The organism is Myroides odoratimimus, assembly GCF_038039805.1.
GTDB classification, from domain to species: domain Bacteria; phylum Bacteroidota; class Bacteroidia; order Flavobacteriales; family Flavobacteriaceae; genus Flavobacterium; species Flavobacterium odoratimimum_B.
In genome coordinates, this window is record NZ_JBBPHK010000040.1 from 1 (window position 1) to 13974 (window position 13974).

The 13974-nt window shown below is 35.6% G+C and carries 12 protein-coding genes; 4 read left to right on the forward strand and 8 right to left on the reverse strand.

The genetic code is table 11. The features are described 5' to 3' along the window. The 3 genes from AABL85_RS16940 to AABL85_RS16950 form a co-directional block, all read right to left on the reverse strand. On the reverse strand, positions 1-1465 hold a 1465-nt coding region (locus tag AABL85_RS16940; RefSeq protein WP_341310957.1), incomplete at its 3' end, for an MBG domain-containing protein. 318 nt (positions 1466-1783) lie between these two features. Beyond that, positions 1784-3214 carry an RtcB family protein gene (locus tag AABL85_RS16945; RefSeq protein ID WP_341310958.1) on the reverse strand — a complete coding sequence of 477 codons (1431 nt, stop codon included), beginning with the start codon at positions 3212-3214 and terminating at the stop codon, positions 1784-1786. Positions 3215-3279: 65 nt separating this feature from the next. Beyond that, positions 3280-4533 (reverse strand): PQQ-binding-like beta-propeller repeat protein, encoded by a 1254-nt coding sequence (locus AABL85_RS16950; protein ID WP_341310959.1) that lies wholly within the window; start codon positions 4531-4533, stop codon positions 3280-3282. A 177-nt stretch (positions 4534-4710) separates the two neighbouring features. Here AABL85_RS16950 and AABL85_RS16955 point away from each other — a divergent pair, with 177 nt between their 5' ends. Beyond that, positions 4711-4992 carry a hypothetical protein gene (locus AABL85_RS16955; RefSeq protein WP_341310960.1) on the forward strand — a complete coding sequence of 94 codons (282 nt, stop codon included), beginning with the start codon at positions 4711-4713 and terminating at the stop codon, positions 4990-4992. A gap of 43 nt (positions 4993-5035) precedes the next feature. Here AABL85_RS16955 and AABL85_RS16960 read toward each other — a convergent pair whose 3' ends face one another. Then, complete coding sequence (locus AABL85_RS16960) at positions 5036-6130, reverse strand: slipin family protein (RefSeq protein ID WP_341310961.1); 1095 nt, start codon at positions 6128-6130, stop codon at positions 5036-5038. A gap of 704 nt (positions 6131-6834) precedes the next feature. On the opposite strand from AABL85_RS16960, the gene AABL85_RS16965 reads away from it, so the two are divergent. From AABL85_RS16965 to AABL85_RS16975, 3 genes are all read left to right on the forward strand, one after another. Further along, positions 6835-7863 carry a WYL domain-containing protein gene (locus tag AABL85_RS16965; protein ID WP_341310962.1) on the forward strand — a complete coding sequence of 343 codons (1029 nt, stop codon included), beginning with the start codon at positions 6835-6837 and terminating at the stop codon, positions 7861-7863. A 59-nt stretch (positions 7864-7922) separates the two neighbouring features. Continuing rightward, entirely contained in the window at positions 7923-8444 is a 522-nt protein-coding gene (locus AABL85_RS16970) for a hypothetical protein (RefSeq protein WP_341310963.1), read from the forward strand. Between the two features lie 159 nt (positions 8445-8603). After that, positions 8604-9125 (forward strand): DUF2004 domain-containing protein, encoded by a 522-nt coding sequence (locus AABL85_RS16975; protein WP_341310964.1) that lies wholly within the window; start codon positions 8604-8606, stop codon positions 9123-9125. Between the two features lie 105 nt (positions 9126-9230). On the opposite strand, the gene AABL85_RS16980 is transcribed toward AABL85_RS16975, so the two are convergent. From AABL85_RS16980 to rpsT, 4 genes are all read right to left on the reverse strand, one after another. Further along, positions 9231-9932: a diphthine--ammonia ligase gene (locus tag AABL85_RS16980; protein WP_341310965.1), complete on the reverse strand. Its 702-nt coding sequence runs from the start codon at positions 9930-9932 to the stop codon at positions 9231-9233. An 82-nt stretch (positions 9933-10014) separates the two neighbouring features. Further along, a complete protein-coding gene (locus AABL85_RS16985; protein WP_341310966.1) occupies positions 10015-11325 on the reverse strand; it encodes a dihydrolipoamide acetyltransferase family protein in 1311 nt (436 codons plus the stop codon). 367 nt (positions 11326-11692) lie between these two features. Next, positions 11693-13492 (reverse strand): translational GTPase TypA, encoded by a 1800-nt coding sequence (gene typA / locus AABL85_RS16990; RefSeq protein WP_286416901.1) that lies wholly within the window; start codon positions 13490-13492, stop codon positions 11693-11695. 137 nt (positions 13493-13629) lie between these two features. Then, a complete protein-coding gene (rpsT, locus tag AABL85_RS16995) occupies positions 13630-13881 on the reverse strand; it encodes a 30S ribosomal protein S20 (protein ID WP_006260350.1) in 252 nt (83 codons plus the stop codon). Positions 13882-13974: the final 93 nt, after the last annotated feature.

Below are 13974 nucleotides of genomic sequence, written 5' to 3' on the forward strand. Positions count from 1 at the left end.
CATCTCCATCTGATGGGATATTTCCTTTTACTTCTAAGCTTACTGGCGAGCCTGTGTACCCTACTGTTTTACCATCAATAGTGATATCCGTAAGCGGTGCTTTAGTAATCGTAACTGTTGACGTTAAAGTCAAGTCCTCGTAGTTATTACCTCCTTTTAATAAAACCTTAGCAGTATATGTACCTACTTCGGTATATTCGTTATCTGTATATTCTGCTGTTACTCCTGTTGGCAAAGTTCCCGCTACTAAAGCAGTTTTAACTGTACCGTCATAAACACTCGTTAATATAGGATATTCCACTCCTTCAATAACTGCTTTATCAATAGTCAACGTAGATATTATTGGAGATCCGTCATATACATAGTTATTTCCTCCATCTATAGTAGCCGTTACCATATAAATTCCTGCATCTATTGGAGCTTTATCGCTTTCATTTCCATTCGCATCCTTATACAAATAATTTACCTTAACATCGTCAGGTAAAATTTCCTTTACCTCTATTGTTTTAGGTTTTCCATCATACACTATCTTTTTATCCTCTAAAGTTACTTGACCTAGATCTACCTTGTTAATAATAAAAACTGTTTCATCTACAGTCGTGGAAGTTACTTTATCAAATTCATCAGTATAACGATATGTAATCAGGACCTTATAATCACCAGCCTTAGTAAGCTCTTTAGTTTCTTTATTATCCTTATCTTTAAAAACGACATTTACACTAACACCTGGCGCATTAGTTGCTGTCAAACGATCAGTAACTTCTTTTACCCTTTCATCATAATAATTTTTCCCTTCAACATAATCATTCGGAGTAAATTGTGTTGGGGGGATTAAGGTTACTGTAGTACTTTTTTCATACTTAGTATAATTTTGATCACGATTAAAATACCTAACAATCACTTGATGCTGTTCTATATTTCCATTCGCTGTTAATTTTACCCCATCAACATTAGTTCCATTAATCAAACTACCATTAAGAGTATATCCTAATTTAACTATTTTCTCCATAGGTGCTATAGTATTATCTACTTCTTTATGATGATATATAGCATCCTTATTTATTATTACAATCTGATCTGTATAATCGATAGGAAGATCAATTCTATTTACTATAATTTTACTCTCCACTATAAATATATTCCCCTCATCATTCATTACTAAACTCATAGTATCTACTCCAGGGAAAATTGCATTTGTTGGTGAATTTGCATCTACATCTATAGTATATCCCTTGGGTAATTCAGCACCAGGTTTTAGTTTAGGTCCTTTTACAGTCCCATCATAATCATATATACTTACATCTTCATACAAAGCCTGTATATATTCTTGTGTAATCTCAACTTCAGCTTCCTCATTACCCACCGTTACTTTTTCCAAATCAGGTTTTTCTTTTACAGTATAAGCAACTGTAGCTGTCAATGTCCCTAGTGTTAACAAGGATACACTTAGTAGTTTTTTATTCATAATATACTATAATTTTAAACTAAATTATATAAAATTTAATATAAAATAATAAAATATATTTAACGACAACAGACGTAATCAAGAAATAAACCACCTGTCAAACACAATTCCATAACAATAACAAAATACTACACAGAAACCACCCGAATAAACCTCTAAAGGTGTGTAATTTCTAATAATTACAAAAAAACATTTTGACCAATCTATTTTATTTATTGCAACAACATTGGCTCTTTCTATTGTTCAAACTATATTCAAACAAAACAAGATCATTAGCCTTAGTTAATGATCTTGTTATAATTTATTTTTACAACTTCTCTAATCTTCTTTACTTCCATCATCAGCCATTCTGACAATCTTAGGTGTAAACATCGCAACCACATCGACTAACTCCCCCTGTGCAGCCATCACCTGATGAATATCTTTATAAGCCATAGGAGCCTCATCTTTACCTGCTCCTATTAACTCAACACCATGATCTGACAACACCGCTTTTATATCAGCTGCTTTCAGAGTCTTGATAGCTTGTGTTCTACTCATCTGACGTCCAGCTCCATGTGAAGCAGAGTTTAAAGCTTCTTCTTCTCCTTTACCTCTCACTAAGAATCCTGGTGCAGTCATAGAGCCTGGGATAATCCCCATCACTCCTTTACTCGCAGGAGTAGCTCCTTTACGGTGTACAATAACCTCTCTACCTTGGTACATCTCCTTCCATGCAAAGTTGTGGTGATTTTCTATCTTAGCTAACACCTCAGCACCTATCGCTTTGGTCAACTTATCGTGAATTACCTCGTGACATGCTGAGGCGTAATCTCCTGCCAAGTTCATCATCGCCCAATACTCTTGTCCTGCTTCTGATTTTAAGTCAAGGTATGCTAAGTTCTTTGCTTCATAAGGCAACTTACAGATATCCTTAGCAATCTGCGTATATCTACCTGCTATAGTCGCTCCCATTCCTCGTGAACCAGAATGTGTTAGTAACGCTAAATAAGTTCCCTTATCAATATTCAACACCTCATCACGCTCCACAAACTCCATCAATCCCCATTCTACAAAGTGGTTACCTCCACCCGATGAACCCAATTGTTCCCATGCTTTATCTTTCAAGTTCTTAATAAAAGGATTGAGGTTAAACTCTCCTCTATCTAAGATATCGTGTTGTGCTTTATACTGCCCTTGGAATCCATGACCAGCACCAAACTTAGTATGCTTAACCAATTGTTCTTTTAGCAAACCTTCCATTCCGTAGAACTCCACTCCCTTAATATCAAAGATTGACAAGGCCATTCTACATCCGATATCTACACCTACCCCGTAAGGAATGACAGCATTCTCTGTCGCTAATACTCCTCCGATAGGCAATCCATAGCCTTGATGTGCATCAGGCATCAAAGCCCCCGCCACTGCTACAGGAAGCTTCGCTGCTGTCTGCATCTGCTTGATAGCTCCTTCTTCTATATGTTCGCTACCATAGATGCTATACCCTACGCCATGTTCTCTTAGTGGAATAACATCCTCCTCTTCACGTTGTCCTACGCCTTCTACAATAGCTTTGGCCAACTTACCAAAAACATGGTGGTTTATATAATCTTCTGCCTTTTCTAATACCATTTCATAATGGGCTAACATCTCTACTTTAGTCAGACCTGTTCTCTTCTTGTTTGCTTTCAGAGCAATACCCAACAATTCTGTTTGTGGGTATCCTAAAGCCATTAAATCATTCCCATTAATTGGTGTATTATCTTTCATTTTTCTCGATTTACAGTTAACGGTTTACTCTGTGAACTGTAAACCGTCCACCGTTAACCAATTAACTAATTTTTAAAATATTTTATATAAGCAGTATTGTGATACTCCTCTTTTGTTTCATAAGCGACAAGTATCTTCGCTTGTTTAGATGTCTTATCTATTGTAGTTAATCCTTGTGTTGTCAAGAATAGCAATTGCCCTTCTTTTGTTTCTTCAATGTTGGTTAGTGGTTTAAAATCTTCACTAATTGGATAAGTTGCTAATTCTTTTCCTTTCATATCTATGACGAAGATTTCCTTTGTTGTGTAGCCTATAATACCTTCTCCAGACTGATGCCAGTTAACTATTTCTTCTCCTCTGCCGTACTTCCATTGTTCAGAGCCATCCTTCGTACTCAAGCCAATCAAAACTTGTTCATCACTATCAGCCTTGCGCACTTGTACTACATACGTCTTTCCATACAAGACAGTATTGATATCTGCATTAGTAGCTAACTTAGGATATTCTTTAGATTGGTATTGCCATTTGTAAATAGATAGATTGTCCTTAAAGTTGTTTTTAGGATCCATAATATCGTCATTATCTCCCTTGACATTCCCATCTTCATTAAACGGAACAGCATAAAACTTACCGTCTTCTTCACCAAAATACAAAACCTCTCCATCACTGCGCATCTGTGCATACAACGGACTGTCAAACGTAATTCCGTCATACATACCATAGCTAGTACCTGTACCTAACAAAGAGAATTTATCTAAATAAATACCAGAGTTTACAAACACCATTTCTTGACAAAGAACTGGTTGAGATAGATTATACTTGGTCTCAATACCTTCTATCTTAAATTCACTTCCATCGTTCTTATTAATCACATAAAAGTAAGGATCATTACCACCACCTATGCTGACCATATAAACTTTGTCTTTATGTTGTAAGGCTTGTCCCATAAAGTATGGTTCACCTCTTTCTTCTGGGTAACTACCATCCCCTGCCATATCCATCATACCTGTCTGAGAAGCTGCGAATACCCACTTTTCTTTTCCTGTCAGAATATCCAAAGCAACTAACTTACCACTTTCAAAAGGCATAAATAAGGTAGTCTCATCAAAGGTGAACTTGTTTCTATTACCAGCTTCATCATGTGGAGAAGTATATTCCCACACTACCTTTTTATTGTCTATGTCAAAGTTGACCACTTTGCCATTGGTACTTAATACTATTGTCTGTTGTGCTACTTTTACGGTTGGTTCTGCAGTTTGCTTATTCTGACATCCAAAGAATGCAAATAGAGCTGTAAGTGATAATAGGAGTTTTTTCATATTTGTTTTGTTTTAGTAGTTCTCATTTTTAGAACTGCCACAAATATATTATTTTCTACAATTCACTACTTAGTGATATATTGTTTTTTTAATTAATGAGGGACTTATAAAGTCTGTAAATTAATTAAAAATCTCAATACAAAAACACTTACTTTTACTTATCACAATACTCAGATTATGAAAGAACCTCGCTTATACGTAGACTTTAATGAATTGATAGATCACAACCTTGTTCTCCTTTCTCAATCTGATTATAAAACAGACACGATGGGAAATTCTATTAAGTTATATGAAGGAAGAATAGTATCTATCTATATGGATGATACAGATGAAAAAGGTAACCCAGACAATCTACTTGCAGAAGGCATTGTAATTCCTAACCCTTTACCTAATCACATAGCGAAATGGTGTTGTCGCATTAATGAAAGAGGTATTTACCATGAGTCAGATAAAAGGTAATTAACAGCCCACAGTCCGTAAACTGTGAACCGTCCACCATAAACTACCTCGAAAACACCTCTTTCAATTGTTTCAATACATTACCTCCACCAGACAAGCTGATCTCACCTACCTTATCAGCGATCTTCTCGATGTATTCCATCTCTTTTAATCGCATTAGCATCTCGTTTTCTTCCATCAACTTAGCAGTGTTTAACAAGCTACGTGTAGCAGCTGTTTCCTCTCTACGTGTGATCATATTGGCTTGCGCTTTTTTCTCCGCGATCAACACCTGATTCATGATCTCTCTGATATCTCCTGGCAAGATGATATCCTTGATACCACACATTTTCACCTCAATTCCTAATGTAGCAATCTCTTCTCTCACTCCGGCTAAAATCTCAACAGACAAGTTTTCCTTGTTCTCCATCAACTCGTCAAAAGACATTCTACCTACTTTCTCTCTCAACACTAACTGAACTACATTATACATTTGTTTCTCTACCTCTTTGTTATCCACATAGGCTTTCAACAAATCTTGTACTTGGTACACCAAGTTAAAGTTGATACGCAACTGCACTTTATCTTTTGTCAAGATCTCTTGCCCATTCATATCCATCACTTGCTGACGTATATCAACTAAAGTGATTTGTACCTTGATATCGTTTTTCCAATATCTGTACTCACCTGCATTCAAGATTTCTTGAAACTGTCCATCTACGAATAACAATCCTTTCTCATTCACCCCAACTGTGTACATACGAACATAGCTTGGCATATTAGACTTACCAGTGATATTTCTTGCTATTGACTTATCTACTGCTAACCCTTCTGTATTATATCGCTCAAAAGAGTATTCCTTCGCAGCCTTCCAATAGATATGTCTTCCAGCTCCTAATACATTATTAAACACCTTGTTTCTATAAACCAACACTACCTCATTGTCCATCACATCGATTACTTCAAGCATTGTACTCAACTCTGCATTTTGCAACAAGGCATCCATATCTCTACGCATACCGAATGCCTCAGCCATATTGTATTCTAATACTTCTCTCTCTCCCCACAACCAATACTGACCTGCAGTATATACTTTTTGCAACTCTCCTTGTTTAAACACTAAGGCAACGTGATTTGTTTTTACTTGTAACTTTTTCATGATTCTATATTTTTAATGTTTTATGTCTTTATCATAAAGAACAGTCTAAATAGGTCTCCCTTACCTCAGGCGGAAAAAGAAGTACACTTAGAAATAGAATAGCTTGTGTATAGCCCAGAACAACTCACTGAGCAAGTCATTCACTCTATATCATCCCCTATTCCTCTTTCAGAGTATAGCTTGTTTTTACAGGCTTTGATAAGTTGTCTTTTATTCTCTTAGCCTAAGACTGCTAGAAAAAAGACAGAAACACTATTTGACTGAACCTTTTTATAGGAGAGGATTTTTAATGAAGTTCCTCTGCTTCTCCAAAATTGCGTGACAGGCAATTGTTCTGATCTAACCGCTAATCTATATTACCCTGAGGTAACAGTAGGATTCGAACCTACGACTTGAACATTGTTTACTAATCCCATATTAGTCGTCCTTCTGATCACAAACAGGATAAGGTAAACTACTGTCCCTTACTTCTGCGCTATACCGAAACGCTTCCAAGGTTTGTATCTTTCGAACAGTACAAAGATGCACACCTATCTACGCAATCAAATTACGTAGATATAAATAATCACAAAATACCTTATTAAACACTATATATCAATCAATTACAAATAAAAATATTTTACAAAAAACACTACTACGCAACTACACTTCGTACATAAAGAGAAGAATATGTATATTTGAAGATAATAAAACGCTAAAAAGCTATGGCAACGAATAAATTAGCCCTTCTGCGCTACCGAATTATTGATGAATGTCTGCAGAACAGATTCAGAAAATGGACGTTGAACGACCTCATTGAGAAGGTATCTGATGCCCTATACGAATACGAAGGCATAGACACAGGTATCAGTAAGCGTACCATACAACTTGACATACAAGCCATGCGCAGTGAAGGTTTAGGATACAATGCCCCCATCATCGTAGTTGACAGAAAATACTATACTTACGAAGATCCGAATTACAGTATCAAAAACTCTCCTATCAACGATGCTGATACAGAAAAGCTCAAAGAGGTAGTCGCTATCCTCAAACACCTCAATGGGTTTAGCCAAGTGGATGAAATGAGTGAGGTAATTGCGAAGTTGGATAACAGCCTACTTACCCGTAGTACGAAAGCGCCTAACTACATACAGATGGAGGGCAATAGTTTGCTAAAGGGAATTAAATTTATCAGTCCCCTATACGATGCGATTAAAAACAAACAGACTCTACTGATCGAATACAAATCCTTCAAGTCAAAAGAAGCTACAAAGAATATATACTATCCTTATTTATTAAAAGAGTACCGCAACCGGTGGTTTGTCGTTGTACGCAGTAGTACGAATAAGCATTTGTTAACCTTAGCACTTGACCGTATCCTCAATGTGTATGCCTTAGCAAATGAACCGTATAAAGAATATGAAGGGGTGGACTTCGATAGATATTACGAAGATACGCTTGGGGTAACCAAGACAGAAAGTGATAGAGCTCAGAAAGTCATCCTATGGGTAAACGCTTATAATACACCTTATGTCAAAACCAAACCGATTCATCCATCGCAACAAGTCATCGAAGAAAATCAGGAAGGGATGAAGATACGCTTAGATGTCGTGCTTAATTTCGAACTGGAAAGAGAAATACTCGGATTTGGGGAAAGTGTAAAAGTACTTACTCCCAAATTGCTTCAAAAGAAAATTATGAAACGAGTAATGAAGATGAATGATCTGTATTTTAGAGAAGAAGAAACAGACTAAGCGTAAAAAAACGCTTACCTTTACCTTCTCTAATTACAAAGAATACAATCAATCCGTATATGGACAAACAACAAATAGAAGAAATATTCAATATGACTTTTGCAGGGTTATCCCTTTTCTATCGCGACTGTGAGCTAAGTCAAAACCTCATCAATAAGTATCAAATTGGTCAGATTATACAAGAACGCGGTTTCACAGACGCAACTTATAAAGGAGGGGGACTTGCTACAAACTTACGCTACCTCATCGCCTCTGCACATGCCAAAGATGTAGCAGCACTGGTACCTCAGATGGAAGAATATGGATTGGTAATGATACAATCAGGTGCTTACTATAAGGTATTAGATATTCACACTATTGACAACAAAACACAAATAGTATTACTTCATATTGCAGAAGAAACCAAAGAATTCTTTGCAACCAACTCATCGAATATTGAAGAGCAAATTGTGCAGAAAGCAAGAGAAGGATTTGAAGCTAAACGAAACACACAACCTATACCATGCTTACAAAATCCAGAATGGATAGATAGGACAGCTCTACCTATGGGAATGAGCGATACAGGAGAATTATTTATATAGTAACTCTTACTAAAATATATTGAGAGCCTAGGTAATTAATATTATCTAGGCTTTTTACTCTAATACCGATTCATTTCAAAAAAGAACAATCCCAAATAACTATGAATCAATTACATAAAAATACGTAAATTTATACTCTCAAAAAAGAAAGCATCTCCTATGACCAAAAGAATATTCTTGTTTGTAATTATTACAGGATCACTATTAGGCGTTTTCTTATTTATACAATATAATAACTCCTCTCCTGACCATTCTTATTTTAAAAGAGTAGTAGTTCAGCAAGATACAATAAGCATCAATATTGACTTCAATAGGATTCTACTCAATGAAGAAGAGTTTATAAAAGCCATCCCTACATTTAATATTAGAAACAAAGAATATCTACAACAAGATTATATCTCTAACGAAAGTTACGTAAAAGAGTACATTACTTTTCACTTAGAAGAACTACAAAAAGAAGAACTTTCTTCACTAGGAATAAACAAACTATCTAAAGAAAGCAGTAGCATCTTATATCATAAACTCAAGCTAGTTCACATTTGGCTATATCCAGTAGATGAACTAAAAAAGAAATACTATTTAGTATTTGAATACAGTATTGGCGAAAATTATTCAGATGCTGTTATTGTGATAAGAACAGATTTACAAGGCAATCTGATTGATATTAATTGGGAGAGTTAGATAACTATCTTAATTCTCCAATAAATAGCTCCCTACAAAAATCAGCAAAACTACAGAATACCTATCTCCACTATACTTTAGGTATCTATTTATGAATAGACAGAGTTACAAAATATCTAAAAACCAAAAGCCATAATGCAATATCTCCTTTTGATGACATTGTTTAGGGGCATCATAAGTTTTATAGACTATCTCCCCCACTTCAAAAGGAACAGGCTTTTTAAACATTGGCCCGTCATAGACAAAGGTGTGAAACTCTCCGTTCTCTCCACAGGGATCGACTCCATCAGGCAAATCTTCTATAAACTGTTTATCTATCGTACGTCCTACAAAACTTTTATCAAGAAATTGCTCATTCACACAAACTACAATTGTCTTTAATCCACAGTCTACCATTTCGTGGATTAATGCTGTTGTATCCCTATTCCACAGCGGAAACACTCCAGTAATACCTAATCTTGCTAGCTGTGTCTCTCTAAACGTTTTTAAGTCTTCTAAGAGAATATCTCCATAGATACTATCCTTTATGCCCAAACGCTTATACTCTTCCAATTGAGTCATTATAATAGCTTCATACTCTTGTAGAGAGAGCTTTTCATGAAGGTTTACTATATCTAAGGAGATTCCTATACATTCTGCCTGTCGTTTTAATACTTCTTTTCTTATTCCATGCATAGATACTCGTCCGAAATGTTCATTGACAGTTGTCATTAGGCGCACTACCTCTAGCTCATTGCTTTGTTGTATCTGATACAAGGCATAAGCTGCATCCTTCCCACTACTCCAGTTTAAAAAAGCATTCTTCATTATTTAGTTTTTTTGGTCAAAACAAGATATAAAAAAACGGTCTCACTACTGTGAAACCGTTCTATATTTATTTTTTCAAGAATTAAATCTCTCTATTAGGATCGAATGCCTCTAATATTTGAGCCACTCTCTGTACAAACTGTCCTCCTAATGCTCCATCTACTACTCTATGGTCATAGCTGTGAGATAAGAACATTTTCTGACGGATACCGATAAAGTCTCCTTCTGGAGTTTCGATAACAGCAGGTACTTTACGGATAGCTCCTAATGCAAGGATACCTACCTCTGGTTGGTTGATAATTGGCGTACCAAATACACTTCCAAATGTTCCAACGTTAGTTACTGTATATGTACTACCTTGTGTATCGTCTGGTTTTAATTTACCAGCTTTAGCACGATTACCTAAGTCATTAACCGCTTTAGCCATACCTACTAAGTTTAACTGATCAGCATTTTTAATTACTGGTACAATTAAGTTTCCGTTTGGTAATGCAGCAGCCATACCTAAGTTAATGTTTTTCTTCTTAATGATATAATCACCTTCTACAGAGATATTCATTCCAGGGAAGTCTTTTAATGCTTTCGCTACAGCTTCCATGAAGATAGGCGTGAACGTAAGTTTCTCTCCTTCTCTCTTCTCGAATGAATTCTTCACTTTATTTCTCCAGTTCACGATATTAGTTACGTCTACTTCGATAAATGACTGTACGTGAGCAGAAGTCTGTACAGACTTCACCATATATCCTGAGATAAGCTTACGCATACGATCCATCTCTACGATTTCGTCAGCACCGTTTACAGATACTGGAGCTGCTTTAGAAGCAGTTTGAGCTGCTGGAGCTGGAGTAGCCTTTGGCGCTTCTACTTTTACAGCGGCAGCTTGAGGTTGGTTCCCTCTATTTTTAATATAATCTAAGATATCATTCTTAGTTACTCTTCCATCTTTACCAGTACCCGCTATAGCTTCTAATTCAGCTACAGATACACCTTCTTCCTTAGCTATATTTTTAACTAATGGAGAAAAGAACTTATCAGAGTCTGAAAAATCAACAGGCGTAGCTACTGTATCTTTTGCTACTGCTACAGTCTCCGCTACAGCTTTTGCTGATGCAGGTGCACTGCTAGCTGCTGGAGCTGATGCAGGAACATCACCTTCTGTTTCTATGATTGCGATAGTTTGCCCTACTTGAACAACATCATCTACTTGAAATAAAATCTCTACTAAAGTTCCTTCAACCTCTGATGGAACCTCACTATCAACTTTGTCTGTAGCAATTTCTAATACTGTTTCATCAGCGTCAATATGATCCCCTACATTCTTCAACCAGTTTGTAATTGTTGCCTCTGCAACACTCTCTCCCATTTTGGGTAATTTCAATTCGAACTTTGCCATATTTATAACCTAAGGTTGTGTTTTCTTATACAAATTACAAATTTAATAATATTTCAGACTTTTTATAGTCATTTATAAAATTATCATTCTATCAAAAACTATACTTCTCTATCCTTATTTCTCTCATTACATCTATTTAAATAATCCATTTTTACATATTTTCTTTTGAATTTTATTCCAAACTACGCAATTCTATTTTTTAAATATAAATGTCGAATTAAGTCAAAAAAGCTCTTCTCTTAAAGATAGTTGGTGAAATATACAAAAAAACAAAGCACCTAAAGCTTTCTTTACTATTAAAACTATGCAAAACAAAAAAACCGACCAGTACTGGTCGGTTTTTTTTATCTATAAAAATAACATTTTATTACTTGATAGTATTACGCTTACGATCTGTCTCTTTTAAGAAGATTTTTCTTATACGTAATGACTTAGGAGTCACCTCAACGTATTCATCTTTTTGGATGTACTCTAATGCTTCCTCTAATGAGAATTTGATAGCTGGAACAATTCTAGCTTTATCATCAGCACCTGAAGAACGTACGTTAGATAGTTTTTTCGTTTTAGTAACGTTAACTGTCATATCATCACTACGTGTATTCTCACCGATTACCTGTCCTTCATAGATATCCTCATTAGGGTCAACGAAGAATTTACCACGGTCTTGTAACTTATCGATAGAATAAGGAATAGCCTTACCATTCTCCATAGAAATTAATGAACCATTGTTACGTCCAGCGATTTCTCCTTTGTATGGTTGGTATTCTAAGAAACGGTGTGACATAATAGCCTCACCAGCAGTAGCTGTTAATAACTGGTTTCTTAAACCGATAATACCTCTAGAAGGGATTAAGAATTTAATAATCATACGATCACCTTTAGGTTCCATACTTAACATCTCACCTTTTTTCAAAGTAACATATTCTACAGCACGTCCAGACAAGTTCTCAGGAATATCAATAGTTAATTCTTCAATCGGCTCACATTTAACACCATCAATTTCTTTGATGATTACCTGTGGTTGTCCGATTTGTAATTCGTATCCCTCACGGCGCATTGTCTCGATCAATACAGATAAGTGTAATACACCACGTCCGAATACCATAAACTTATCAGCACTATCCGTTTCGTTTACACGTAGAGCTAAGTTTTTCTCTAACTCTTTAGCTAAACGATCTTTGATGTGTCTAGATGTAACGTATTTACCTTCTTTACCGAAGAATGGAGAGTCGTTAATAGTAAATAACATACTCATTGTTGGCTCATCGATAGTGATAGTTGGTAATGCTTCTGGGTTTTCGAAGTCAGCGATTACGTCACCGATTTCAAATCCTTCGATACCTACTACAGCACAGATATCACCTGCATGTACTTCAGATACTTTTTTACGTCCTAATCCTTCAAAAGTATGAACCTCTTTAATTTTAGATTTAACAGTTTTACCATCTCTCTTAATTAAAGAAACATTCATCCCCTCTTTTAAAATACCTCTATGTAAACGACCAATAGCAATACGTCCTGTAAATGTAGAGTAATCTAGAGATGTGATTAACATCTGAGGAGTACCTTCATTCATTTTAGCAGCTGGAATATGCTCTAAAACCATATCTAATAATGGTTCGAAAGAGTCTGTTGGTTTTTTCCAATCGTCAGACATCCAGTTGTTTTTAGCAGAACCATATACAGCTGGGAAATCCATCTGCCATTCTTCTGCTCCAAGTTCAAACATTAAGTCAAACACTTTCTCGTGTACTTCCTCTGGAGTACAGTTTTCTTTGTCTACTTTGTTAACAACCACACATGGTTTTAAACCTAAACTAATCGCCTTTTGAAGTACGAAACGAGTTTGAGGCATTGGTCCCTCAAAAGCATCTACAATCAAAAGAACACCATCAGCCATATTTAAAACACGTTCTACCTCTCCTCCAAAATCCGCGTGACCTGGAGTATCGATAATATTAATTTTTGTTCCTTTATAGCTTACCGAAACGTTCTTAGAAGTAATAGTAATACCTCTTTCTCTTTCGATATCTTCGTTGTCTAAAATCAACTCTCCTGATGTTTCATTCTCACGAAATAATTGACAGTGGTGTAAAATTTTATCAACCATGGTAGTTTTACCGTGGTCAACGTGTGCTATAATAGCAATATTCCTAATTGGTGTCATATAGGGATTTTAAAATTAGAATTTCTTTCTCGCTGCAAATATATTCATTTAAAAATGAATAGTATCAACAAAAAAAGCTCTCAGTATTGAGAGCTTGATATTTTTTACTTACAAACCAAATCGTTGTCTCTATAATACTATAAAGCAGCAACGTGTTTTGTTAATTTTGATTTCAAGTTAGAAGCTTTGTTGTCATGAATGATATTTTTCTTAGCTAATTTATCAATCATAGAAACAACTACAGGTAATTTAGCAGCAGCATCTTTTTGATCTTCGATCAAACGTAAAGCTTTGATAGCATTACGAGTTGTTTTGTGCTGATATCTGTTTAATACTCTTTTCTTTTCGTTACTTCTAATTCTTTTTAAAGCTGACTTATGATTTGCCATTTCTTAAATATTTTATTAAGTCTATACTATTTTTCTCTTGTAGTCCGTAGGGGAATCGAACCCCTGTTACCAGGATGAAAACCTGGCGTCCTA

What these genes read in the sequence shown, in the direction of transcription:
- AABL85_RS16950 (WP_341310959.1), bottom strand. Translation starts at nt 4,533, where the DNA reads ATGAAAAAACTCCTATTATCACTTACAGCTCTATTTGCATTCTTTGGA.
- AABL85_RS16985 (WP_341310966.1), bottom strand. Translation starts at nt 11,325, where the DNA reads ATGGCAAAGTTCGAATTGAAATTACCCAAAATGGGAGAGAGTGTTGCA.
- AABL85_RS16945 (WP_341310958.1), bottom strand. Translation starts at nt 3,214, where the DNA reads ATGAAAGATAATACACCAATTAATGGGAATGATTTAATGGCTTTAGGA.
- AABL85_RS16975 (WP_341310964.1), top strand. Translation starts at nt 8,604, where the DNA reads ATGACCAAAAGAATATTCTTGTTTGTAATTATTACAGGATCACTATTA.
- rpsT (WP_006260350.1), bottom strand. Translation starts at nt 13,881, where the DNA reads ATGGCAAATCATAAGTCAGCTTTAAAAAGAATTAGAAGTAACGAAAAG.
- AABL85_RS16960 (WP_341310961.1), bottom strand. Translation starts at nt 6,130, where the DNA reads ATGAAAAAGTTACAAGTAAAAACAAATCACGTTGCCTTAGTGTTTAAA.
- AABL85_RS16970 (WP_341310963.1), top strand. Translation starts at nt 7,923, where the DNA reads ATGGACAAACAACAAATAGAAGAAATATTCAATATGACTTTTGCAGGG.
- AABL85_RS16965 (WP_341310962.1), top strand. Translation starts at nt 6,835, where the DNA reads ATGGCAACGAATAAATTAGCCCTTCTGCGCTACCGAATTATTGATGAA.
- AABL85_RS16980 (WP_341310965.1), bottom strand. Translation starts at nt 9,932, where the DNA reads ATGAAGAATGCTTTTTTAAACTGGAGTAGTGGGAAGGATGCAGCTTAT.
- AABL85_RS16955 (WP_341310960.1), top strand. Translation starts at nt 4,711, where the DNA reads ATGAAAGAACCTCGCTTATACGTAGACTTTAATGAATTGATAGATCAC.
- typA (WP_286416901.1), bottom strand. Translation starts at nt 13,492, where the DNA reads ATGACACCAATTAGGAATATTGCTATTATAGCACACGTTGACCACGGT.